Annotated in this window: 19 protein-coding genes; 7 read left to right on the forward strand and 12 right to left on the reverse strand. The window is 63.9% G+C overall.

Going from position 1 to position 23,024, the window contains the following annotated elements:
- Nucleotides 1-14: 14 nt before the first annotated feature.
- Nucleotides 15-428, reverse strand: coding sequence for a dihydroneopterin aldolase (locus M3A49_RS32185; RefSeq protein WP_266232573.1), 414 nt, complete (start codon nt 426-428; stop codon nt 15-17).
- Nucleotides 429-477: 49 nt separating this feature from the next.
- Nucleotides 478-1,401, reverse strand: a complete 924-nt coding sequence (locus tag M3A49_RS32190; RefSeq protein ID WP_266232574.1) for a LysR family transcriptional regulator — start codon at nt 1,399-1,401, stop codon at nt 478-480.
- Between the two features lie 302 nt (nt 1,402-1,703).
- On the opposite strand from M3A49_RS32190, the gene glyA reads away from it, so the two are divergent.
- The 7 genes from glyA (at nt 1,704) to M3A49_RS32225 (ending at nt 11,466) form a co-directional block, all read left to right on the forward strand.
- A complete protein-coding gene (glyA, locus tag M3A49_RS32195; protein WP_266232575.1) occupies nt 1,704-3,017 on the forward strand; it encodes a serine hydroxymethyltransferase in 1,314 nt (437 codons plus the stop codon).
- Between the two features lie 54 nt (nt 3,018-3,071).
- The gene (locus M3A49_RS32200) at nt 3,072-4,328 is read left to right on the forward strand and encodes an aminotransferase class V-fold PLP-dependent enzyme (protein ID WP_266232576.1); all 1,257 of its coding nucleotides are present in this window, start codon (nt 3,072-3,074) and stop codon (nt 4,326-4,328) included.
- A 92-nt stretch (nt 4,329-4,420) separates the two neighbouring features.
- A complete protein-coding gene (locus M3A49_RS32205) occupies nt 4,421-5,377 on the forward strand; it encodes a D-2-hydroxyacid dehydrogenase (protein WP_266232577.1) in 957 nt (318 codons plus the stop codon).
- Nucleotides 5,378-5,438: 61 nt separating this feature from the next.
- Complete coding sequence (locus tag M3A49_RS32210; RefSeq protein ID WP_266232578.1) at nt 5,439-6,626, forward strand: malate--CoA ligase subunit beta; 1,188 nt, start codon at nt 5,439-5,441, stop codon at nt 6,624-6,626.
- Between the two features lie 11 nt (nt 6,627-6,637).
- Nucleotides 6,638-7,543 carry a succinate--CoA ligase subunit alpha gene (sucD, locus tag M3A49_RS32215; RefSeq protein WP_266232579.1) on the forward strand — a complete coding sequence of 302 codons (906 nt, stop codon included), beginning with the start codon at nt 6,638-6,640 and terminating at the stop codon, nt 7,541-7,543.
- Nucleotides 7,521-10,433: a phosphoenolpyruvate carboxylase gene (locus tag M3A49_RS32220; protein ID WP_266232580.1), complete on the forward strand. Its 2,913-nt coding sequence runs from the start codon at nt 7,521-7,523 to the stop codon at nt 10,431-10,433. Before sucD ends, M3A49_RS32220 begins: the two co-directional genes overlap by 23 nt.
- 49 nt (nt 10,434-10,482) lie before the next feature.
- Nucleotides 10,483-11,466 carry an HpcH/HpaI aldolase/citrate lyase family protein gene (locus tag M3A49_RS32225; RefSeq protein ID WP_266232581.1) on the forward strand — a complete coding sequence of 328 codons (984 nt, stop codon included), beginning with the start codon at nt 10,483-10,485 and terminating at the stop codon, nt 11,464-11,466.
- Between the two features lie 66 nt (nt 11,467-11,532).
- On the opposite strand, the gene folD is transcribed toward M3A49_RS32225, so the two are convergent.
- The 10 genes from folD to purU form a co-directional block, all read right to left on the reverse strand.
- Nucleotides 11,533-12,432, reverse strand: coding sequence for a bifunctional methylenetetrahydrofolate dehydrogenase/methenyltetrahydrofolate cyclohydrolase FolD (gene folD / locus M3A49_RS32230; protein ID WP_266232582.1), 900 nt, complete (start codon nt 12,430-12,432; stop codon nt 11,533-11,535).
- The gene (locus M3A49_RS32235; protein ID WP_266232583.1) at nt 12,429-13,796 is read right to left on the reverse strand and encodes an FMN-binding glutamate synthase family protein; all 1,368 of its coding nucleotides are present in this window, start codon (nt 13,794-13,796) and stop codon (nt 12,429-12,431) included. The genes folD and M3A49_RS32235 overlap by 4 nt, the downstream gene beginning before the upstream one ends.
- A 15-nt stretch (nt 13,797-13,811) precedes the next feature.
- Nucleotides 13,812-14,510, reverse strand: a complete 699-nt coding sequence (locus M3A49_RS32240) for a protein glxC (protein ID WP_266232584.1) — start codon at nt 14,508-14,510, stop codon at nt 13,812-13,814.
- Nucleotides 14,498-15,406 (reverse strand): amidophosphoribosyltransferase, encoded by a 909-nt coding sequence (locus M3A49_RS32245; protein ID WP_266232585.1) that lies wholly within the window; start codon nt 15,404-15,406, stop codon nt 14,498-14,500. Before M3A49_RS32245 ends, M3A49_RS32240 begins: the two co-directional genes overlap by 13 nt.
- Nucleotides 15,407-15,457: 51 nt before the next feature.
- Nucleotides 15,458-16,786 carry a type III glutamate--ammonia ligase gene (gene glnT / locus M3A49_RS32250; protein ID WP_266232586.1) on the reverse strand — a complete coding sequence of 443 codons (1,329 nt, stop codon included), beginning with the start codon at nt 16,784-16,786 and terminating at the stop codon, nt 15,458-15,460.
- 81 nt (nt 16,787-16,867) lie between these two features.
- Nucleotides 16,868-17,542 carry a hypothetical protein gene (locus M3A49_RS32255; RefSeq protein ID WP_266232587.1) on the reverse strand — a complete coding sequence of 225 codons (675 nt, stop codon included), beginning with the start codon at nt 17,540-17,542 and terminating at the stop codon, nt 16,868-16,870.
- Entirely contained in the window at nt 17,539-20,502 is a 2,964-nt protein-coding gene (locus M3A49_RS32260; RefSeq protein WP_266232588.1) for a glycine cleavage T C-terminal barrel domain-containing protein, read from the reverse strand. The genes M3A49_RS32255 and M3A49_RS32260 overlap by 4 nt, the downstream gene beginning before the upstream one ends.
- Complete coding sequence (locus M3A49_RS32265; RefSeq protein WP_266232589.1) at nt 20,503-20,760, reverse strand: sarcosine oxidase subunit delta; 258 nt, start codon at nt 20,758-20,760, stop codon at nt 20,503-20,505. It abuts the gene before it with no gap.
- A gap of 14 nt (nt 20,761-20,774) precedes the next feature.
- Nucleotides 20,775-21,962 carry an FAD-dependent oxidoreductase gene (locus M3A49_RS32270; RefSeq protein WP_266232590.1) on the reverse strand — a complete coding sequence of 396 codons (1,188 nt, stop codon included), beginning with the start codon at nt 21,960-21,962 and terminating at the stop codon, nt 20,775-20,777.
- A gap of 126 nt (nt 21,963-22,088) precedes the next feature.
- Nucleotides 22,089-22,940 carry a formyltetrahydrofolate deformylase gene (purU, locus tag M3A49_RS32275; protein ID WP_416339059.1) on the reverse strand — a complete coding sequence of 284 codons (852 nt, stop codon included), beginning with the start codon at nt 22,938-22,940 and terminating at the stop codon, nt 22,089-22,091.
- Nucleotides 22,941-23,024 lie beyond the last annotated feature (84 nt).

The raw sequence follows: 23,024 nt of genomic DNA on the forward strand, positions 1-23,024 counted from the left end.
ATAGGTGCCGCCGCTTACGGCCATCGTATGGTGCGCTCGATAGTCACACCGACAGCCTTCACGTTCACGAACTTCGCAGGCTTCGCAATCGAAACGCGCACCCAATGTGCGTGGAAATCGGCCAATAGCATTTGCGCAATCGACTCTGCCAGTGCCTCCAGTAATTTCACCCCGTGGTTCACGAGCCGCAATTGCAGTGCCTCGCGCACCTTGCCGTAGTCGATCGTATCGGCGATCGCGTCCGTGTCGCATGCGTGGCTATGCGGCACCCCGGCCCACAGGTCGATTCGCACGGGTTGTAGCGCGGTCAGTTCGTCGGGATCGATGCCGATGACGGTATCGCCCTGAAATCCCTCGATGAAGATCACGTCCATCCCCGACGAAGCGAGATAGGGTCTCGCCGCGAGGTTCTTGTCGATCATGTTCATGTGGTTTCCTGTGGCTTCCTTTCCGCTCTGGCCGCGGGAACGCTGGCGCCTACGCTTGCATTGCCACACGCTCGCCCGCTTCTTGCGCCCCACTCATCAGGCTCTCCCTGAACGCGCACGCCGCCGAGGAAAGCTGCTTGGATTCTCTGTGCACCAGATACAAATACCGCAGAATCGGAAAGTGCTCGACGTCTAGCACCTTCAGCCGCAACGTTTCGAGTTCCGCCATGATCGTTGCCAGCGCAATGACTGACAGTCCCATTCCCGCCTGCACGGCCCATTTCACGGCCTCGTTGCTGCTCACTTCCATGCCGGGCCGAAAATTAATGCGATGCTCGGCAAAGAAGCGCTCGATCGCCCGGCGTGTTCCTGAGCCCGGTTCACGCATGAGAAAGGTTTCGCGTTCGATCGTATGCAACGCAATGCGGCGCTCCCGTGCGAGCGCGTGATCGGGTGGCGCGATTATCACGAGCGGATTGCTCGCCACACGCACCGCGACCAAACCTTGCCCTTCTGGGGGCGCCCCCATGATCGCGAGGTCCGTCTCGTTGGTGGCGAGCTCGTTGAGGACACACTCCCGGTTGCCGACCGAGAGGCTCACCGTCACGCCAGGAAACGCGCGCGAGAAATTGGCAATCAACTGCAGCGCCAGCGGGTTGGCCGTGCCGCTGACCAGGGACACTTTCAGCTTTCCTTGCTTCGTGTCGCGCAACTGGTCGAGCGACGCTTCGAGCACGGACAGTTGCTGCTGAAGCAGCCGCGTATGGTTGTAAAGCTCCTTGCCCGCCGCGGTCAGAAACACCTGTCTGCCGACCTGTTCGAACAGCGGCATGCCGATGACCGCTTCGAGCTGCTTCAGTTGCGACGAAACGCCAGGCTGAGTCAGGTGAAGCTCCCTGGCTGCACGCGAAAAGCTCAGGTGCCGCGCGCTCGCTTCGAATACCTGTAACTGGCGCAAAGTCAGATGCAGCATCGCCTTTCCTGGCCTCCCGAATGCCCGGGCCGCACGTTCAAAAGCGGCCTGATTTCACGCCTCAACTCTATCAGCCGGGCCTCGGCGCGCAATGCCCATGAAGGGGTACTCCGCAAGGCGAAGAGCCCGTCCAGTAAGGCTCGCACGCAGGGTTATGGGTCGAATAAGTAAGCCGAATGAGTGTTCTCGCGTGCACGGCACTACGATCGATTCACAGGCATGCCAACCAGGCGACCGAAAAAAAGCGGCAAGGGAACGCGTGGGTTGCCGAGTGAACGACTCCACTAAAGCGAGGTTCAGCCATGTTCAGCTACAAAATCACGATTGCGGTGACCGACCCTGAGTTGCATCGGGCTATCGCAGCCGAGACTCAGCGCCAGCAAGACCACATCGAGCTGATCGCGTCCGAAAACTACACGTCGCCCGCCGTGCTCGAAGCGCAAGGATCGCAACTGACCAACAAATATGCGGAAGGCTATCCGGGCAGGCGTTACTACGGCGGATGTGAACATGTCGACGTGGTCGAGCAGCTCGCGATCGACCGCGCGAAGCAACTTTTCAACGCCGAATACGCGAACGTGCAGCCGCACTCGGGCTCGCAGGCCAATCAGGCCGTGTATCTCTCCGCGCTCAAACCGGGCGACACGATTCTCGGCATGTCGCTCGCGCATGGCGGCCACCTCACGCACGGCGCCTCCGTCAACGTGAGCGGCAAGCTGTTCAATGCGGTGTCGTACGGCCTGAACCCGGAAACGGAAGTCATCGACTACGACGAAGTGCGCAAGCTGGCGCAGACGCATCGGCCGCGCATGATCGTCGCGGGCGCGTCCGCCTATTCGCTTGTGATCGACTGGCAACGCTTTCGTGAGATCGCCGACGGCGTCGGCGCAACGCTGCTCGTCGATATGGCGCACTATGCCGGTCTCGTCGCGGCCGGCCTCTACCCCAGCCCGGTCGGCATTGCCGACTATGTGACCACCACCACGCACAAGACGCTGCGCGGGCCGCGTGGCGGTCTGATTCTCGCCAACGCTCAAGCGGCGAAGGCGATCGACTCGACGATCTTTCCCGGCATCCAGGGCGGCCCGCTGATGCACGTGATAGCGGGCAAGGCGGCCGCCCTGCGCGAAGCGATGACCGGTGAATTCCGTCAATACCAGCAACAGGTACTCCTGAATGCACGTGTCATCGCGCAAACCCTTCAGCAGCGCGGCCTTCGCATCGTGTCGGGACGCACCGACTCACACGTGTTCCTCGTCGATTTGCGCGCGAAGAACGTGACGGGCAAAGAGGCCGAAGCCGCGCTTGGCCGCGCACTCATCACCGTCAACAAGAACGCCATTCCCAACGATCCGCAAAAGCCGTTCGTCACGAGTGGTGTGCGCATCGGCTCGCCTGCCATCACGACACGCGGCCTGCGCGAAACCGAAACGCGCGAGCTTGCCCATCTGATCGCCGACGTGCTGGACGCGCCCGCCAACGATCTCGTCATCCGCCGCACGGCCGACGCCGTGCTCGCCCTCACCGCGAAGTTTCCGGTCTATCGCGATGGGCCCATCGCCACGACGACCGGCGCGTTCGCGAATGACGACGCAACTGCGCACACCGCGCACTGAACGCTTCAGACGACTCCTCACGATTTCTCACGACCATTACCCAAGGAGACAATCATGTCGAACACGCCAGGCACGCGCGTCCCGGGACGTAACATTCTCGCGGTCCCCGGTCCGACGAACATCCCCGACGCCGTGCAACGCGCGATGGTCGTATCGATGGAAGATCACCGCTCGACGAAGTTTCCCGAACTCGCGCATGGTCTGCTTTCCGATCTGAAAACACTCTACCGGACGGTGGACGGCCAGCCCTTCATTTTCCCGTCGTCAGGCACGGGCGCGTGGGAAGCGGCGCTCACCAACACGCTTTCGCCAGGCGACCGTGTTCTCGTTCCGCGCTTTGGCCAGTTCAGCCATCTTTGGGCCGATATGGCGCAGCGTCTCGGGCTGGACGTCGAAATTCTCGATGTCGATTGGGGCGAAGGTGTGCCCATCGAACGGGTCGGAGAGATCCTGAAAGCGGACCGCCAGCACACGATCAAAGGCATCCTCGCGTGCCACAACGAAACCGCGACGGGCGTGACGAGCGATATCGGCGCCCTGCGCCGCGCGATGGATGACGCGGGCCACCCCGCCTTGCTGTTCGTGGACGGGGTGAGTTCGATCGGTTGCATCGACTTCCGCATGGACGAATGGGGCGTGGATCTCGCCGTGACCGGCTCGCAGAAAGGGCTGATGCTGCCTGCGGGACTCGGCATCCTGTGTGTGAGCCAAAAGGCGCTGAAGACGATTGCCCAGGCGAAATCGCGCCGCTGCTACTTCGATCTCGCCGATATGGTGCGCGCCAACGCAACCGGCTACTTCCCCTACACGCCCGCGCTGTCACTGCTCTACGGACTGCGCGCGGCGCTCGATCTTCTGTTCGATGAGGGCCTCGACCGGGTCTTCGCACGCCATCACTACCTGGCCTCTGGCGTGCGCGCCGCCGTCGCGGAAGGCTGGGGTCTGGAGTTGTGTGCAAAGGCGCCGAAGTGGCACTCGGACACAGTCTCGGCGATCGTGGTGCCCGAAGGGTTCAACGCCGCACAGGTCATCGACACGGCTTTCCGCCGTTACAACCTCGCGCTCGGCGCCGGGCTCTCGAAGGTCGCCGGCAAGGTATTCCGCATCGGTCACCTGGGAGACCTGAACGAACTGATGCTGATGAGCGCGATTGCGGGCGCGGAGATGGCGATGCTCGATGCCGGCATCGACGTCTGCCCGGGCAGCGGGGTGGGTGCGGCCGGACAGTACTGGCGTACCCATGCACCGCACGCGCAAGCCGCGGCGGACGCTGTCACCCAGCCCGCAGTGCGCCGGGTCGCCGTGGCCTGATTGCGGCGGTCTCGACGGAATCGGCGAGCCGAGGCGCGTCCGGTCGCAATTCTTCCGATCACTTCCGATCACTCTATGGCAGGCACGACATCATGCAACACGAAATCGTCTTTCTCGACCGTTCGACACTGAACGCCGATGTCCGTCGCCCGGCGTTCGATCACCGGTGGGTCCAGTTCGCGTCGACGTCGTCACACGAGGTCGGGCATCGGCTCGAACGCGCGACCATCGCCATCACCAACAAGGTGCCGCTGCGCGCCGCCGTGCTCGACAGGCATCTGTCGATCAGGATGATCGCCGTGGCGGCGACGGGCTACGACTGTGTCGATACAGAGTACTGCCGCGAGCGCGGCATCGCAGTCGCGAACATTCGCGACTACGCGACCCATACGGTGCCCGAGCATACCTTCGCGCTGATCCTCGCGTTGCGGCGCAACCTGCTCGCTTACCGCAGCGATGTGTCGCGCGGGCGCTGGCAACAGGCCAAGCAGTTCTGCTTCTTCGACCATCCCATTCGTGACCTGCACGGTTCGACGCTCGGCATCATCGGCGGCGGCGCGCTGGGCCAGGCAACGGCGCAGATTGCCGGGAGCTTCGGCATGCGTGTCGTCTTCGCGGCTCACGACGCGAAGCGCGCCCGCTCGCCGGACCTCGAATACGTCTCGCTCGACACGCTGCTGCGCACCTCGGACGTCATCTCGCTGCACGCCCCGCTCACGGCCGCCACGCGCAACCTGATCGGACTCGACGAACTGCGCCTCATGAAGCGTAGCGCGCTGCTGATCAACACGGCGCGAGGCGGCCTCGTGTGCGAGGCGTCGCTGGCCACCGCGCTCGAGGAAGGACTGATCGCGGGAGCGGGCTTCGACGTGCTGAGCCAGGAGCCGCCCGTCGCGGGCAATCCCCTGCTCGGGCTCGACTTGCCCAACTTCATCCTGACGCCTCACGTCGCCTGGGCTTCCGGCAATGCCATGCAGTTCCTCGCCGACCAGCTGATCGAGAACATCGAGGCATTCGCGCGCGGCGAGCCCCGCAATCTCGTGGTCTGAGCGGCACGGAACCACGCGCGACCTCGCAACGAATTCGACGCAAATCACCGGAGACACCAACATGGATATTCACGAATATCAGGCCAAGGACCTGCTGGCGGGGTTCGGCGTGCCGATCCAGCGCGGCGCGGTCGCCTACACGCCGGACCAGGCCGTGTACTGCGCGACGGAACTTGGCGGCTGGCATTGGGCCGTCAAGGCCCAGATCCACTCTGGCGCGCGCGGCAAGGCGGGGGGGATCAAGCTGTGCGAGACCTACCACGACGTGCATGAAGCCGCTACCGGTCTCTTCGGCAAGCGCCTCGTCACAGCGCAGACGGGACCAGATGGCAAGGCCGTCGAGCGTGTCTACATCGAGGTCGCGGAGAAGTTCGAAAGGGAAATCTATCTCGGCATCGTGCTCGACCGCAAAGCCGAACGCGTGCGCGTCATCGTTTCGGCGCACGGCGGCATGGATATCGAAGAGATCGTGCGCACGAACCCGGAAGCCGTGCTCCAGACCGTGGTCGAGCCCGCCGTCGGCTTGCAGCCCTTCCAGGCGCGCGAACTCGCCTTCGGGCTCGGCCTGAACATCAAGCAGGTGAGCCGCGCCGTGTCCGCGATCATGGGTGCCTATCGGGCGTTTCGTGACCTCGATGCGACGATGGTCGAAATCAATCCGCTCGTCGTGACCGAAGACGATCGCGTCATTGCGCTCGACGCCAAGATATCGTTCGACGACAACGGCCTGTTCCGGCATCCGCATGTGTCGGAGATGCGCGATCCGACGCAGGAAGACCCCCGTGAGGCCGAGGCCACCCAGTTCGGACTGAACTATGTGGGGCTCGACGGCGATATCGGCTGCATCATCAACGGCGCCGGGCTCGCCATGGCCACCATGGACACGATCAAGTACGCCGGGGGCGAGCCCGCCAACTTTCTCGATGTGGGCGGCGGCGCATCGCCCGAGCGCGTGGCGGCCGCGTTTCGCCTCGTGCTCTCGGACCGCAACGTGTCGGCCGTGCTCGTCAACATCTTCGCCGGTATCAATCGTTGCGACTGGGTCGCCGAGGGCGTCGTCCAGGCGGCCCGCGGGCTGACGGTGCCGCTCGTGGTGCGCCTCGCGGGGACACATGTCGACGAGGGGCGACGCATCATCCAGGACAGCGGCCTGCCCATCATCGCAGCGGATTCGCTGCTGGAAGCGGCGCAAAAGGCCGTTGAGGCCTCGAAAGCCCATCGTGCGCGCCGCGCGGCCAACCACAGATAAGGAGTACCGACATGAGCATCCTGATCGACGAAACCACTCGCGTCATCGTGCAGGGATTCACCGGTGACAAGGCCTCATTCCACGCGAAGGAGATGATCGCCTACGGGACGAACGTGGTTGGCGGTGTGACACCCGGCAAGGGCGGCAAGCATCACCTCGAACGCCCGGTGTTCGACACGGTGAAAGACGCCGTGAGCGAAACGGGCGCAACGGCGAGCCTCGTGTTCGTGCCGCCCCCCTACTGCGGCGACGCCATCATGGAAGCCGCCGACGCGGGCCTGAAGCTCGTCTGCGTGATCACGGACGGCATTCCGGCGCAGGACATGATGCGCGTGAAGCGCTATCTCCTGCGCTATCCCAAGGAGACCCGCACCATGGTGGTCGGGCCGAACTGCGCGGGCATCATCAGCGCGGGACGCGCGATGCTCGGCATCATGCCCGGCCATATCTACCGGCGCGGCAATGTCGGCATCGTCTCGCGCTCGGGCACGCTCGGTTACGAAGCCGCCGCGCAACTCAATGCGCTTGGCCTCGGCGTCACGACGAGCGTGGGCATTGGCGGCGACCCGATCAACGGCAGTTCGTTCCTGGACCACCTGAAGTTGTTCGAGCAGGACCCCGAGACCGAGGCCGTCGTGATGATCGGCGAAATCGGCGGGCCGCAAGAGGCCGAAGCGGCCAGGTGGGTCAGCGAGCATATGACCAAGCCTGTTGTCGGCTATGTGGCGGGTTTGACCGCGCCTAAAGGACGGCGCATGGGCCATGCGGGCGCGATCATCTCGGCAGCGGGCGACAGCGCGGCCGAAAAAGCGCAAATCATGCAGTCCTACGGCCTCGCGGTGGCGCCCAGCGCCTCCGACCTGGGCTCCACGGTTGCCTCTGTGCTCGAACACCATGTCACGCGCCGCGTTGCCTGACTGGGGCTATGGCACGGAAACACAGTCCGACCCGCCGCGCGTCGAGACTGTGCGCCCCCTCCCTGCGCTCGGACACACCGCCGAAGACGGGCTGCACAAGCTCGCAACGGCCTCGGCGTCCTTGCCAACGCTCAGCGCGGAGCATTATGAGCACGCAGTGATCGATCTCCTTTCGCAACTGCTGTGCGACATCGCGCGCGCCCGTCAGCCCGAGGTCGAACGCGCGTTGCGTGGCGAGTCCGCACACGAGTCTATGAGCGAGCTGATGCGCGAACGCATGGACGATCGCACCGCGCGCGTCGTCCTGCGGCGCATGCTGCAGGCCCAGGGAATGTGGTTCCAGTTGCTCAGCATCGCCGAGCAGAGCACCGCCATGCGCCGGCGACGCGAGATCGAGATCGAAGGGGGTTACGACCGGCTGCCCGACTCGTTCGCGCGGGTCATCGCAGAAGTCGCCGACGCCGGCGTGCCCGCCGCCGCAGTGCGCGATGCGTTGCGCCACCTGAAGGTGCGGCCGGTACTGACGGCTCACCCGACCGAAGCGAAGCGCGTCACCGTGCTCGAAAGCCACCGGCGCATCTACCGTCGTCTCATGGAACTCGAGTCCCCGCGCTGGACGCCGCGAGAGCGCCATACGCTCGTCCTCGCGCTGCGCAACGACATCGAGCTCTTGTGGATGAGCGGCGAATTGCGGCTGGAAAAGCCCACCGTCGCCCAGGAAGTTGCATGGGGACTGCACTTCTTCGGCGAAACGCTTTTCGAAGCCGTGCCGCAACTCATCGACAAGCTGCAGAGCGCGCTCGAACGCGGTTATCCGGGCGAGCGATTCGACATGCCGCGCTTTTTCCAGTTCGGCTCGTGGATAGGCGGAGACCGCGACGGCAATCCATTCGTGGATGACAGCGTGACGCGCGCCACCTTGCATGAGCACCGGGCTGCGTCGCTCAAGCGCTACCGCCTGCGTCTCGTCGAACTGACGCAAATGCTCAGCATCACGTCAGAAGCGCTGCCCGTACCGGACAGTTTCCACGCGGCGTTGGCTCGCGCGCTGACGCGCAGCGGCGAACCCGGGCCGATCGCATCGCGCAATCCGGGGGAGCTGTTCCGCCAATACCTGACCTGCATCCTGCGCCGTCTCGATGCCACGCTCGCCGAGAGCAACCAGGCGAGCCACGATTCGCCGGTTGCGGGCGCCTACGCGAGCGCGGACGATCTGGCGGCTGACCTGCTTGTGATCGAGCAGGCGCTGCTCGCGACGCAAAGCCACCAGCTCGCGCGGATGCTCGTGCGGCCGTTGCGTCACGAAGTCGAGACGTTTCGCTTCAGCACGGTGCAACTCGACTTGCGCCAGAACACGACGGTCATCGGGGAAACGCTGCGCGCGCTGTGGCGCGCGACATGCGGGACCGCGAGCGAACCGCCCGCGAGCGATTCGCCCGAATGGAAAGCGTGGCTGATCGGCGAGCTGGCAAAGCCATCGGACAGCGCAGAGCAAAGGAACCACCGGTTCGAGTCGCTGCCGCCCGACGAAGCGCAGACGCTACAGATGTTCCGTACCGTGCTCGACATGCGTCAACGGGTGGACCGCCATGCGTTCGGCGCATTCATCCTGAGCATGACGCATCGCGCGAGCGACGTGCTCGGCGTCTATCTGCTGGCGAAGGAAGCCGGCCTCTTTTCCGACACGCTCGGCGTCGAGAGCTGCACGTTGCCCGTCGTGCCGCTGCTCGAAACCATCGACGACCTGCGCCGCGCACCCGAGATCCTGCGCGAGTTGCTGGCCGTGCCAATGGTCCGTCGCAGCCTACGCGCGCAAGGCGGCGTGCAGGAAGTCATGATCGGCTACTCCGATTCGAACAAGGACGGCGGCTTCCTCGCCAGCAACTGGGAACTGTCGAAGGCGCAAACGAAGATCAAGCGGCTTGGCGACGAGCTGGGCGTGGCGATTGCGTTTTTCCATGGACGCGGTGGATCGGTGAGCCGTGGCGGCGTTCCGGCTGGGCGCGCCATTGCCGCGCTACCGGCCGGTTCGGTCAACGGGCGTTTTCGCGTCACCGAACAGGGTGAAGTGGTCTCGTTCAAGTACGCGAATCGCGGCACGGCGCAGTATCACGTCGAATTGCTTGCATCGAGCGTGCTTGAACACACGCTCAAGTCCGAGCGGGAGGACGCATTGCTGCCCAGGGGCGAATTCGACGAGGCGATGGAAGCGCTTAGCGGCGCGTCGCGGGCCGCCTATGTGAAGTTCATCGAGCAGCCTGGCATGCTTGCGTATTTCCAGGCCGCCAGCCCGCTCGAAGAACTGTCGATGCTGAACATGGGCTCACGCCCTGCCCGCCGGTTCGGCGCGAAAAGCCTCGAAGACTTGCGGGCGATTCCATGGGTGTTCGCATGGGCGCAAAACCGGCATGCGCTCACAGGATGGTATGGCGTCGGCAGCGCGATAGAGGGTTTTCTCGCGGTGCGCAAAGAGCGCGGAGCCGAGCTGCTCCGGCGCATGTTCCACGAGTCACGCGTGTTCCGCCTCGTCATTGATGAAGTCGAGAAAACGCTGGCTCAGGTGAACCTGGTGATCGCGCGCGAATACGCGAACCTCGTTGAGGATCCGCACATCCGCGACACGATCTTTGCGCAGGTCGAAGCCGAATACCGGCTCACTGTGAAGAGGGTGCAGGCCGTCACGGGTTCGGCCGGACTGGGCACGCGCTTTCCGAGGTTCAGCGCCCGCCTCCAGCGGCGCCTGCCCGCCATCGACCTCATCAGCCGGCAACAGATCGAACTGCTGCGCCTTTACCGCACGGCGACGACCGAACGGCAGCGCCGGGCGTATCAGGTGCCCCTGCTGCTTTCCATCAACTGCATCGCTTCAGGCTTCGGCGCAACGGGCTGAGCGCTCTTGCGCCGGTCAGCGCTTATTGGACAATCCAGGAGACTTCACTATGAGTTTCACTGTCATCGAGCCGGCCAAAGCACGGCTGCACCGCTCCGAGCTGGCCGTCCCCGGTTCGAACACCGCGATGTTCGAAAAGGCCGCACGTTCGGCCGCGGACATCATCTTTCTCGACTGCGAAGACGCCGTCGCGCCGGACGACAAGGAGCAGGCACGCAAGAACATCATCGAAGGCCTCCACGACATCGACTGGGGAAACAAGACGATGATGGTCCGCATCAACGGCCTCGACACGCATTACATGTATCGCGATGTCGTCGATATCGTCGAGGCATGCCCGCGCCTCGACATGATCCTGATCCCCAAGGTCGGCGTGGCGGCCGACGTGTATGCCGTCGACATGCTCGTCACGCAGATCGAAACGGCGCGCAAACGCGACCGGCGGATCGGCTTCGAGGTGCTGATCGAAACCGCGCTCGGCATGGCGAACGTCGAGAGCATCGCGCAGTCGAGCCGGCGTCTCGAGGCCATGTCGTTCGGCGTCGCGGACTATGCGGCCTCGACGCGCGCGCGCACGACGGTGATCGGCGGCGTGAATCGGGACTACGGCGTCCTCGCCGACAAAAACGAGCGTGGCGAACGCGACTACTTCTGGGGCGATCAATGGCATGCCGCACAAACGCGGATGATGGTCGCATGCCGCGCGTATGGATTGCGTCCCATCGATGGCCCGTTCGGCGACTTCAGCGACCCCGATGGATACGTTGCAGCAGCCCGCCGCGCCGCCGTGCTCGGCTACGAAGGCAAATGGGCGATACATCCGTCGCAGATCGAACACGCGAACCAGGTATTCACACCCGCCGAAGCGGAGGTGACGAAGGCACGCCGCATCATGGACGCCATGGCGCAGGCCGCGAAGGAAGGCAAAGGCGCGGTATCGCTGGATGGCCGCCTGATCGATGCCGCCAGCATCCGGATGGCCGAGGCATTGCTCGCGACGGCCAGCGCGATCGGCAATGACAACAACCGCTAGTCAAAATAAAATGGGCGGTCCGCAGACCGCCTGAAACGCACTGTATAGAGAAGATTGATGATTCGCTTAGCTTGCCGGCACCTGCCAGAAAGGCTGCGGCGGGTGAAACGCCTGGCCGTCCGCAAAGCGTTCGGCGGAGCGCGGCGTGTTCTCGATCAGCATCGTGACCGTCATCGGGCCCACGCCGCCCGGCACCGGCGTGATCCACGCTGCCCGCTCGCGCACGGGCTCGAAGTCGACATCGCCGACAATGCGTCCGTCCGGCATCCGGTTGATGCCGACGTCGATGACGATCGCCCCCTCCTTCACCATCTCCGCCTTGATGAGCCCGGGCTTGCCCGCCGCCACGACGAGAATGTCGGCGTGTATCGTGTGCTGTGCGAGATCCCGCGTCTTCACGTGGCAAACGGTGACGGTCGCTTCCTTCTGCAGCAACATCAGCGCCATCGGCTTGCCGACGATATTGCTCGCGCCGACCACCACGACGTTTTTCCCCGCCACGTCGATGCTCGTCGTTTCGAGCAATAGCTGGACCCCGTATGGCGTGCAAGGCGGAAAGATCGAGTTGCCCACCACCAGCGCGCCCACGTTGTACAGATGAAAACCGTCGACGTCCTTGTCGACCACGATGCTTTCCAGCACGCGCCGCACGTTGATCTGTGGCGGTAGCGGGAGCTGCACGAGAATGCCGTGCGTGCTGCGCTCGACGTTGAGGGCGGCAATGCGGTCGAGCAGTTCCGCCTCGCGGCAGTCCACATGAAAGCGATGCATGAACGAGCGTACGCCACAATCCTCGCACGCCTTCACCTTGTTCGCCACGTACGGCTCGGACGCCGCGTTGTCGCCGACCAGCACCACCGCGAGACCGGGCACGACACCTCGCGCGGACAAGGCCGCCACACGCTCGCGAAAGCGCGTGCGCAGACGTCGCGCGAGGTGGCGGCCGTCGATCAGTTGCGCCGTCATCGTGCGCCGTTCACGCCAGGGATCCAGTTGGTCCCGGCGAGCGGCACGCGGGCCATCGCCGCCGCTTCGACCGTGAGCGCCACGAGGTCCTCCAACTCCAGGTGGTGCACGTTCTGCTTGCCGCACGCTCGCGCGATCGTCGTCAGCTCCATGTTCAGCGTCTTCAGGTAGTTCTTCAGACGCTTCGCGCCGACGTCGGGTTTCAGACGCTCCTGCAACACCGAGTCCTGCGTCGTGATGCCCACGGGACACTTGCCCGTGTGGCAATGGTGGCAGAAGCCAGGCGCCGTGCCGAGGCGCGCGTAGTCGTCGAGCGCGTTGACATGGTGGCCGTCTTCGACATACGAAGCGCTATTGCAGCCAAGCGATACCAGCACCCCCTGACCGATCGCAACCGCGTCGGCGCCCATCGCCAGCGCCTTCGCAATGTCGGCGCCGCTGCGGATGCCCCCGGAGATGATCAGCTGAACCTGCCCCTTCATGTTGAGGTCTTCGAGTGCATCGACGGCCTGACGCAAGGCGGCAAGCGTAGGAATGCCAACGTTCTCGATGAAGCAGGTTTGCGTGGCGGCCGTACCGCCCTGCATGCCGTCGACGACGATCACGTCCGCACCAGCATGCACCGCAAGCTTGACGTCATTCAACGTGCGCGTAGCGCCTACCTTCACGTAGATGGGCTTCTCCCAGTCGGTCATTTCGCGCAGTTCGAGGATCTTGATCTGCAGATCGTCGGGGCCCGTCCAGTCCGGGTGGCGCGATGCCGAGCGCTGGTCGATACCCTCGGGCAGCGTGCGCATCTTTGCCACGCGCGGCGAGATTTTCTGGCCGAGCAGCATGCCGCCGCCACCCGGTTTCGCGCCCTGTCCGATCACGACCTCGATGGCGTCCGCCTTGCGCACGTCGTCGGGATTGAAACCATAGCGCGACGGCAGGCACTGATAGACGAGCGTTTTCGACGACATCCGTTCTTCGGGTGTCATGCCGCCGTCGCCAGTCGTCGTCGAGGTGCCCATCTCCGTGGCCGCACGGCCGAGCGACTCCTTCACATTGGCCGATAGCGCACCGAAACTCATGCCTGCAACCGTGATGGGAATCGCGAGTTCGATCGGCTTTTTGGCGAAGCGTGTGCCCAGCACCGTCTTCGTCACGCACTTCTCGCGGTATCCCTCCAGCGGATAGCGCGACAGCGATGCGCCGAGAAACAGCAGGTCGTCGAAGTGCGGCACGCGCCGCTTCGCCCCAAGGCCACGGATCTCATACAGTCCGTGTGCCGCGGCGTTCTGGATATAGTCGATCGTCTTGCGGTCGAAGCCCCAGGACTCTTCAGTGGCGATGTGTTTCATGTGTACGGGCTTGATTTCCATGGCGGGGTCCCTGGTTCAATATTCCTGATTCGCGTCGGCATTCCAGTGGTACAGCGAGCGAGCCGATGCCACGCGTCTGAATTCCTTGGGGTCGAACTCGGCGAATGCTGGACCCGCCGCGCGCAACAGTTGCGCAACGGCTTCCACGTCCGCGCCCTGCATGGGCTCTTCACGCGCATCGGCACCCAGCGACTTGACCTTGCCGCGCACGTAGATCACCGCCTCGTACAGCGAGTCGCCCAGCGCATCGCCCGCGTCGCCGCAGATCACGATCCGGCCGGCCTGCGCCATGAACGCGGAAAAGCTGCCGACCGATCCCTTCACGACGATGTCCGCGCCTTTGAGCGAGATGCCGCAACGCAGGCCCGCATCGCCTTCGATGACGAGCAGACCGCCGTGCGCCGACGCACCCGCCGCATTGGAGGCGAAGCCCTTCACATGCACGCGCCCGCTCATCATGTTCTCGGCCACACCCGTACTGGCGCTGCCCGAGATCGTCACTTTCGCTTCCTTGTTCATGCCGGCCGCGTAGTAGCCCGCGTGGCCGTCGATCTCCACTTCGATGGGCAAATCGAGCCCCACCGCGATGTTGTGCGCGCCATCGGGATTGGAGATGAACACCTTGCGCGTGCCCGCTTGCGCGGCTTCACGATGCAGGAAGCCATTCACGTCCGTCACCGAGGCGGACGCCAGGTCGAAGTTCATACTTTCCATACGTACATCTCCTCTGGGGCCGGTTCGAAAACACGCGCATGCTTGATGTCGGGAAGGTGCGCGAGCGAGCGGAACTCGGAAGCAATGGCGACGTAGTCGTCCGTCTCGGCCACCACGGCGGGCTTGCACGCGAACGGATCGCGGATCAGTGCAAGCTTGTCCGGTGTGCCCATCAGGAACGTGTAGAACCCGTCGAGCTGCTCGAAGCCCTTTTGCAAGGCGGTTTCGAGATCGTCGCCCTCACGCAGCCGGTATTCCAGAAAACGGCATGCCGCTTCCGTGTCGTTGTCCGTGTCGAAGCGAATGCCATGCGGTTCGAGCATGCGCCGCACGCCATTGGGGTTCGACAGCGAGCCGTTGTGCACGAGACAAAAGTCTTCGCCGGCCGTGAACGGGTGGGCCCGGTCGGGCGTCACGGCGGACTCCGTCGCCATGCGCGTATGGCCGACCAGATGCGTGCCCGTCAGGCCGCTGAAAGCGTAGCGGTCCGCAACTTGGCCGGGCGTACCCGTGTCCTTGTACAGGTCGATCATGCGGCCGGTCGACAGCACATGCAGCCGGGGGTGCGTTTCACGGATCCAGTGCTTGACCGTCTCGGGATCGATGGTGACGGTCAGGATCGCGTGGTTGTCCTTCGCATGCACCGATGCCTTCGCGCCGAGGTGCTCGTTCAGCTCATGCGCGAGCCCTTGCCAGTTGAAGTCGGCGCCCTCATCGGTGAGGCCCGAGTAGAGGCTGATCTTGCGCATGCCATTCCTGGCGGGCTCCGTGAACACGGCCAACCCTGCCGAATCCGGCCCCCGTTCCGTCATGCCCAGCAACATCGGCACCATCAATTCGCCGAGCCGCTCCCGCAGCTCAGGCTTTTTAACAAGTAGTCCTACAATTCCACACATCGTTTTCTCCTCGCGATCACATTCAAGGCGACAAACCGTCCCGGTTTTTAATCAGAAAAATTCGAGGTAGGTCTTCTGTTCCCAGTCCGACACATGGCGCATGTACTCGATCCATTCCATGTTCTTCAGACGCAGGAATTCCCCGCCCGCCGGCCCCAGCGCTTCGAGCATCACTTCGTCGTGCTCCAGCGCGTGCAACGCAGCCGAGAGGTTCTGCGGCAGGATGCTGATGCCGTTCTCCTTGAGTTCCTGCGGGGACATTTCATAGAGGTTGGCATTGCACGGCTTGCCTGGCTCGAGACGGTTCTCGACGCCATCGAGCCCGGCTGCGATCACGGCGGCCGTCGCGAGATAGGCATTGCACGCGGCGTCGGGCAGGCGCAGTTCGATCCGGCCGCCGGGAATGCGCACCATCGACGAACGGTTGTTGTCGCCATAGCTCACGTAGGCGGGCGCCCATGTCGCCCCCGTCAACGAACGGCCAACGACAAGACGCTTGTATGAATTGACCGTCGGCGCGCAGATCGCCGTGAGCGCCGCGGCATGCTTGAGAATGCCCGCCGTCCAGTGATACGCGAGCTTCGAAAGACCGAGGCCGTTCGCGTCGTGGTCGTCGGCGAACAGGTTTTTCTTGCCGTCCGAAATCGACATGTGCATATGCATGCCGTTGCCGGGCCGGTTCGCGAAGGGCTTCGGCATGAACGAACAGATCAAGCCGAGTTCGTTGGCAATCTCCGCGGCCGCCATCTTGAAGAAGACGTAGTGATCGCAGGACTTCAGGCAATCGGTGTACGTGTAGTTGATCTCGAACTGGCCGTTGGCGTCTTCGTGATCGATCTGATAGACATCGATGCCTGCCTTGATGAGCGCATCGGTGAGGCGTTCGAGGAACTCGCGCGAACGTGAAAGCCCCTTGTAGTCATAGCAGGGTTTGGGCAACGCGTCGGTGTGATCGCACGGCACGATCGCGCCGTCGGGGCCCTTGCGCAGCAGGGAGAACTCGGGCTCGAGGCCCGTGTTCAGAATCCAGCCCCGTTCTTCGAGACGGCGCACCTGCTTCTTGAGCGTCACGCGGCTTTCGAACGGCCAGGGTTCGCGCTTGACATGGCCATCGCAGACGATGCGGGCGTAGCCCGGCTGCCAGGGCACGAGCTGCAACGTGTCGATGTCGCCGACGGCCATGAAGTCGGGACCCTGCGGATCGATACCGAGCCCCCACACGGCGAAGCCTGCGAAACCGGCGCCTGCCGTCAGAATGCTGTCCAGGTGAGCGGCGGGCACGGACTTCGTTTTCGCTACGCCGTGAATGTCGACGAACTGGGCGAGGATGTACTTCACCTCGTTCTCTGCGAGAAACTTGCGGGCGGATTCGGGGGTCATGTGAATGTCCTCAAACGTGAAAAGTCCAGGGGTTTCGGAGAACGCTGGCCCGTGTTCGCGCCCGCGTCGACCACATGCTCACTATCGGGATGGCGACTGATCGATTTCGGTCATCGCGGCGATCCCGACCGGACCGCCGCCAAGCTCGGCGGCAATGCCCGAGAGGGTTTCCCACAGATACAGCCCGTACGTTCCGTCGGCCCAGATCCGGTAGTAAGGCCTGCCTGCCCGGGCGCCTGGCATGACGGTGACGGCGACTCCCGCCATCGAGGTCAGCACGACTGGCCGGGCCGCCAGGTCGAGCGCGCCGAAGTTGACATTGCAGGTTTGCAGCAACAACTCGTGCACCGCTTCGCCGCATAGCGCGAGCGCGACGTCCTGGTGCAGCACGGGATACACATGCACGGGCGTATCGAGATGCGACATCGGCGCCGAGCTACCTTGAACGAGACCATCTTCGATCAGGTATTCGGCGAGACCGAGCCGCAACACCACGCCCCCGGTTGCGAGCGGCGCCCAGCTATTGGGCTGCGCCGGCACGGGAATGCCCTGCGCACGCAGCCAGTCGGCCACGCCCTTGCCCTTGAAGCCGGTGCGGGCAAGGTATGAGACGTCGGCGATCCCGAGGATCTGGGCCCGCGCGCTGTCTGCGTCATCGATCTGCTCGTCGACACGCATGTCGTCGCGCACGCTCCATCGCAGGCTGGCCGGCTTGCGTGCATCGCCAAGCGGGCTCATTCGAAGTGGCGCGTTCATGCGGTCTCCTTTCTCGGCGAAGCCGCCTTGGTCGTGACGGTGTCTTTCTGGCGCTCGTTCTCCGGGTCGTAGAACGGTGTGGCGACAACCGTTGCGCTCACCATCCGGCCATCCGTCAAACGGAAGCTGATGCACGTGCCGGGCTCGACCTGATCCGGTCGCACGAAGGCGAGACCGATCGTTTTGTTCAGGCTCGCGCTCCATGCGACGCTCGTTACGCGCCCCGCAATCTCGCCGCGATCGATCACGAGATGGCACTCGCGCAGCCCGGGTTCGCGTTGCCCCACGTCCAGCGCGAAGGCGACGAGACGCTGTTTGGCCGGCGCACTGTCGATGATCTGCAGGCTGCGCTTGCCGACGAAGAACGGCTTGTCCATCTTCACGGCCCACTCCATGCCCGCGTCGCGCGGCGTCGTCAGGCCATCGGTGTCCTGGCTGACGATCACGTGGCCCTTCTCCAGGCGCAACAGACGCTGAGCCTCCACACCGAACGCACGAATGCCGTGTTCCTTGCCCGCATCGAGCAGCGTGCGCCAGAGCGCCGCCCCGTATTCGGCGGGAATGTGGATTTCGTAGCCCCATTCGCCGACGAAGCCGACCCGCATCAGCCGTGCCGGCACGCGATGCTGACCGAGCGCGACGCCCGTCACGCGCACACCGAGATACGGAAACGCGGTAGACGACAGATCGAGATCGACGAGCTTGCCGAGCACCGCACGCGACGCCGGGCCAGCGAGATTGACCGCCGCAAACGCGCCCGTAACGTTGACGATGCCGCAATCGAGTTGCCAGATCGTATTGAGCCGCGACAGCTCGCGATAGATCGCGGCCGCCCCCGAGGTGGTCGTCGTGAAGTAGAAGTGGTCATCCGCGAGGCGCGCGATCACGCCGTCGTCGATCACCACGCCCGATTCGTCGCACATCACCGCATAGCGCGTCATGCCGGGCTTCAGGCCCGCGTACTTCGACACGTACACGCGTTCGAGAAACTCGGCGGCTTGCGGCCCGCGCACCTCGATCTTGCCGAGCGTGCCCACGTCGATGATGCCCACGCCATTGCGCACCGCGAGCGCTTCTTCCTCGATGCATGCCCCGCGCGCCTTGCCCGGGACCGCGTAGTACTCCGGCCGCTGCCAGACCCCTGCCGCCATCCAGACTGCGTTGAGCAACTGATGCTGCGCATGCAAAGGCGTGCGCCGCTCGGGATTGAAACCACGGCCGGCGAGATGCGACATCGGCACCGGATGGAAGAACGGCCGCGCCGTCGTCGTGCCGACTTCCTGCGGCTTCTTGCCGGTGAGCCGTGCAAGGATGCGCAAGCCGTTCATGTTCGAGTGCTTGCCCTGGCTCGGTCCCATGCCGTTGGTCGAGAAGCGCTTCAACAGTTCGATGTTGTCGAAACCCTCCTGAACCGCATTCGCGAAGTCCTGCAGTTGCAGGTCCTCGTCGAAATCCACGAAGTTCTTGCCGGAACTGTGGCCCACGATCGGCCAGGGATGAGAAGGCGATTCCTGTTCCGCGAGACGCGAATGGGCCGCGTTTGCCGTCTTCACATCGCAGAAGCCGCTATGCGCCGCCGCCTGAATGCCAGCGCGCGCGCCGTCAAGCAGTTTGCTGTCGAGCGTATACACGCCATTGACCCGCCCGCAGGCAAAGACACCGGGCGGCAATTGCTCCGGCACGAACTGCTCGATGTCGTGGTCGAAGCGCATCTTGGTGTTGGCCTGGTACAGCAGGTTCGCCGCGGGCGCCCAGCCGACGCTCATGAGCAACGTGTCGCATTCAATCAGGCGCGTGGCGACCGTCGAGGCGCGCAAACCGTCTTCCGCCGAAAACGCGCCCACGCGCACGCCGGTCAACTGGCCGCCCTTGGCGTCCGGCACGGCCTCGACGACGCAACTCGACATCAGCACGTCGACACCCTTCGCTCTCAGAAGGCGTTCGAGTTCCTGGCACTTGTGCGATGCACGCAGGTCCACGACGGCCGCGACCGGAATGCCGCGCGCGAGCATGTCCAGCGCCGCGCGATAGCCATCGGCGTTGGCCGTGAGCACCACGGCCCGCTTGCCGGGCGCGACGCTGTAGCGATACGCGAGCCGCTGCGCCGCCGAAGCCAGCATCACGCCTGGCAGGTCGTTGTTGCGAAACACGGCCGGCTGCTCGAATGCGCCGCTCGCGACGATCACCGCTTTCGCGCGCATCTTCGTAATGCGCGTCGGCTCCACGAGGGGCACCCACAGGTCGGCGTAATACGCGCCCGCGAGCGTTTGCGTCATCACGCGAATGCGCGGGTGCCCAAGCGCAGCCGTCTCCAGCTCGCGGGCCCGCTCGAATCGCGTCTCGTCGCCGCCCAGTTGATAGCCGCCGCTGCCGCCAATGCGCGCGTTCTCGTCGACGATGACGACGTCCGCCCCCTGTTGAGCCGCAGCGAGCGCCGCCGAAAGACCCGATGGACCCGCACCGATCACGAGGACGTCGCAGAATCCATAGCGCTTGGGTGTGCGAATATGCGGCGCTTTAAAGTCGACCGTGCCGAGGCCCGTCATCGCACGAAACATGCGTTCCCAGCGCGGAAACCAGCGCTTGCTGTGAAACGCCTTGTAGTAGAAGCCGACGGGCAGGAACGCAGCGAGCTTGCCAATGACGCGCCCGCGATCCGCGTCCACGCCGCCGAACGTGTTGACCGAATGCCAGTCGCCGCGCGTCAGGGCCGTCACGTCGGCGCGAACATTCAGTCTCGCGCCATCCTGGAGCATCACGTTGACATCGTGATTGGCGAGCGACAGCACGCCGCGCGGCCGGTGGTATTTGAAGCTGCGGCCAAGCACGTGCACGCCCGATGCCCACAGCGCGCTTGTAATCGTGTCGCCGGAAAGGCCGCTATAGTGCTTGCCTTCGTACGAGAAGCCGATGTGCGTATTGCGTGTGATCCACTCGCCGCGATGAGGTATAAGACGCATTCAGGCCTCCGCGCCGGCAAGGTAGGTACGCAGCACGAGATCTTTCGCAGTATCGCGCTCGGCAATGAACCACGTGTTGCTCGACGTGTGGCACCACCACTCCTGCTTCACGCCCGCAGCGCCGTTGCGGCAGAACACGTAGTCGGCCCATTGCGCATCGTCGGCGACTTGCGGGTCGGGCATCGGCCGTATCTCGCCCCAGTACGTGAACTCCGACACCGGACGCGCCCCATTCACCGGACAGGTCATGATCTTCATCGTCATTCTCCAGGTCAGTGGCCAACGGATGCCGCACCCTTTTCGCCCGTCAGCGAGAAGCGGCGGAACCGGTCAAGCGAGAAACCCTCGATCAGCGGATGGGTCGTGTCGTTCGCCACCGTGTACGACATCGTCTTGCCGCATACGGGCGTGGCCTTGAAGCCCCAGGTGCCCCAGCCCGCATCGAGGTAGAAGCCCTCGACGGGCGTCTTGCCCATGATGGGCGCGAAGTCCGGCGTCATGTCGGCCATCCCTGCCCATTGCCGCATCACCTTCGCCTGCGAGAGGAACGGGAACATTTCGAGCATGTGGGCCGTGAGGCCTTCGACGAAATCGAGCGTGGAGCGGGTCGAATGCAGCTCGTACGGATCGAGCGACGCACCCATCACAAGCTCGCCGCGCGCCGACTGGCTGATGTAGACATGCAGGCTGCCGGACACGAGGATCGGATCGAGCCAGGGCTTGAGCGGCTCGCTCACCATCGCCTGAAGCGGGTGGATGAAGATCGGCGTGCGCACACCCACCATGTCCGTCACGCGCGGCGTGGAGCCCGCTACGGCGCACAGCACCTTGTTCGTGGAGATGTAGCCGCGCGAGGTCTTCACGCCTTTGACCTTGCCCCCCACCACGTCGATGCCGAGCACCTCGGTTTGCTGATGAATCTCCACGCCTCGCTGATCCGCCCCGCGCCCGTAGCCCCAGGCCACGGCATCGTGCCGCGCGACGGCGCCTGGCGCGTGATACAGCGCCCCCATGATCGGCGCAACGCCCCCGCATGAGAGATCGATCATCGGGGCGGCTTTTTTGATTTCGTTCGGCCCGACGACTTCCGAATCCACCCCGTAGTGCTTGTTGACTTCCGCGCGCCAGCGCATCGTGCGCATCGCGGAATCCGTATGGGCGAGCGTGTAGTGACCGCGCGTCGAATAGAACAGATTGAGGTCGAAGTCCTGAGACAGGTCCTGCCACAGTTTCACGGACTCGTCGTAGAACTTCACGCCTTCGGGCGTCAGGTAATTCGAGCGGATGATCGTGGTATTACGCCCGGTATTACCTCCACCGATATATCCCTTTTCCAGCACTGCCACGTTCGTAATGCCGTGCTCCTTCGCAAGGTAGTACGCCGACGCAAGACCGTGGCCTCCAGCACCGATGATCACCACGTCGTACGAAGGACGCAAGGTGTCGTGTCGGGTGAACATCCTCGGTTCGGGGTGCTTCTTCGAGAGAGCGAAGCGGACAAGACGCCATGGCATAACACACACTCCTTTGTGTTGCCCCGCTAGGGGCGGCTCTGCGACCTGGACCAAGCAAAGATGACCGCGCAACTACCGCAGGACGATGGTCTTGTTGCCGTGGATCAGCACGCGATCCTCGAGGTGATATCGCAACCCTCGCGCCAGCACTGCCTTTTCGATATCGCGGCCAAGCCTCACGAGATCGTCTGGACGGTCCGAGTGACGCACGCGAATCACGTCCTGCTCGATGATCGGCCCCTGGTCCAGTTCTTCCGTCACGTAGTGACAGGTCGCGCCGGTGAGCTTCACGCCGCGCCCAAATGCCTGGTGATAAGGCTTGGCGCCCACGAAGCTCGGCAGAAACGAGTGATGGATGTTGATGATTCGCCCCGGATAAGCGGAGCACAGGGTCGGAGACAGAACCTGCATGTAGCGTGCGAGCACCATCGTGTCGGCGCGCGCATCGTCGAACAGGCGCTGGACTTCTTCGTACGCCTTTGCCTTGTTGTCGGGTGTGACGGGCACGTAGTGGAACGGAATGCCGTGCCACTCGACGAAGCTGCGCCACGTCTCGTGATTCGAGATCACGCACGGAATTTCGATGTCCAGCTCACCCGCCTTCCAGCGTGCGAGCAAATCGTAGAGACAGTGCTCGAGCTTCGATACGAGTATCACGACCCGCTTCTTGACCGAGTTGTCGGAGATCTTCCAGTCCATCGAATACTCGCGGGCGATGCGGGCAAAGCGCTCGCGAAACGCATTGATGCCGAATGGCAGCGACTCCGCTGCAATTTCATGACGCATGAAAAAGCGCTTCTCGATCTCGTCAGCGTGATGCGTGGCCTCGGTGATCCACGCGTGATGTTCGGCAAGGAACGTGCTTACAGCAGAAACGATCCCGATGCGGTCGGGACACGAGAGGGTCAGCGTGAAGCGGTGCATGGTGGAGGACATGGTGCGCATCGAACCGGAGTGGGGAGTCGTTGAGCACAACAGTAGCCAGTTAAAACGCCACCGTCAACGCTA

The sequence above is a fragment of the Paraburkholderia sp. CNPSo 3076 genome, assembly GCF_026343935.1.
In the GTDB taxonomy this organism is placed as follows: Bacteria; Pseudomonadota; Gammaproteobacteria; order Burkholderiales; family Burkholderiaceae; genus Paraburkholderia; species Paraburkholderia nodosa.

Excerpts from the sequence above, each read along its gene's own strand:
- purU (WP_416339059.1), bottom strand. The coding sequence starts at position 22,940 with ATGCACCGCTTCACGCTGACCCTCTCGTGTCCCGACCGCATCGGGATC.
- M3A49_RS32185 (WP_266232573.1), bottom strand. The coding sequence starts at position 428 with ATGAACATGATCGACAAGAACCTCGCGGCGAGACCCTATCTCGCTTCG.
- sucD (WP_266232579.1), top strand. The coding sequence starts at position 6,638 with ATGAGCATCCTGATCGACGAAACCACTCGCGTCATCGTGCAGGGATTC.
- M3A49_RS32255 (WP_266232587.1), bottom strand. The coding sequence starts at position 17,542 with ATGAACGCGCCACTTCGAATGAGCCCGCTTGGCGATGCACGCAAGCCG.
- M3A49_RS32210 (WP_266232578.1), top strand. The coding sequence starts at position 5,439 with ATGGATATTCACGAATATCAGGCCAAGGACCTGCTGGCGGGGTTCGGC.
- M3A49_RS32270 (WP_266232590.1), bottom strand. The coding sequence starts at position 21,962 with ATGTTCACCCGACACGACACCTTGCGTCCTTCGTACGACGTGGTGATC.
- M3A49_RS32190 (WP_266232574.1), bottom strand. The coding sequence starts at position 1,401 with ATGCTGCATCTGACTTTGCGCCAGTTACAGGTATTCGAAGCGAGCGCG.
- M3A49_RS32265 (WP_266232589.1), bottom strand. The coding sequence starts at position 20,760 with ATGAAGATCATGACCTGTCCGGTGAATGGGGCGCGTCCGGTGTCGGAG.
- M3A49_RS32205 (WP_266232577.1), top strand. The coding sequence starts at position 4,421 with ATGCAACACGAAATCGTCTTTCTCGACCGTTCGACACTGAACGCCGAT.
- M3A49_RS32225 (WP_266232581.1), top strand. The coding sequence starts at position 10,483 with ATGAGTTTCACTGTCATCGAGCCGGCCAAAGCACGGCTGCACCGCTCC.
- glnT (WP_266232586.1), bottom strand. The coding sequence starts at position 16,786 with ATGACCCCCGAATCCGCCCGCAAGTTTCTCGCAGAGAACGAGGTGAAG.
- folD (WP_266232582.1), bottom strand. The coding sequence starts at position 12,432 with ATGACGGCGCAACTGATCGACGGCCGCCACCTCGCGCGACGTCTGCGC.
- M3A49_RS32235 (WP_266232583.1), bottom strand. The coding sequence starts at position 13,796 with ATGGAAATCAAGCCCGTACACATGAAACACATCGCCACTGAAGAGTCC.
- M3A49_RS32220 (WP_266232580.1), top strand. The coding sequence starts at position 7,521 with ATGTCACGCGCCGCGTTGCCTGACTGGGGCTATGGCACGGAAACACAG.
- M3A49_RS32245 (WP_266232585.1), bottom strand. The coding sequence starts at position 15,406 with ATGTGTGGAATTGTAGGACTACTTGTTAAAAAGCCTGAGCTGCGGGAG.
- M3A49_RS32200 (WP_266232576.1), top strand. The coding sequence starts at position 3,072 with ATGTCGAACACGCCAGGCACGCGCGTCCCGGGACGTAACATTCTCGCG.
- glyA (WP_266232575.1), top strand. The coding sequence starts at position 1,704 with ATGTTCAGCTACAAAATCACGATTGCGGTGACCGACCCTGAGTTGCAT.
- M3A49_RS32260 (WP_266232588.1), bottom strand. The coding sequence starts at position 20,502 with ATGCGTCTTATACCTCATCGCGGCGAGTGGATCACACGCAATACGCAC.
- M3A49_RS32240 (WP_266232584.1), bottom strand. The coding sequence starts at position 14,510 with ATGGAAAGTATGAACTTCGACCTGGCGTCCGCCTCGGTGACGGACGTG.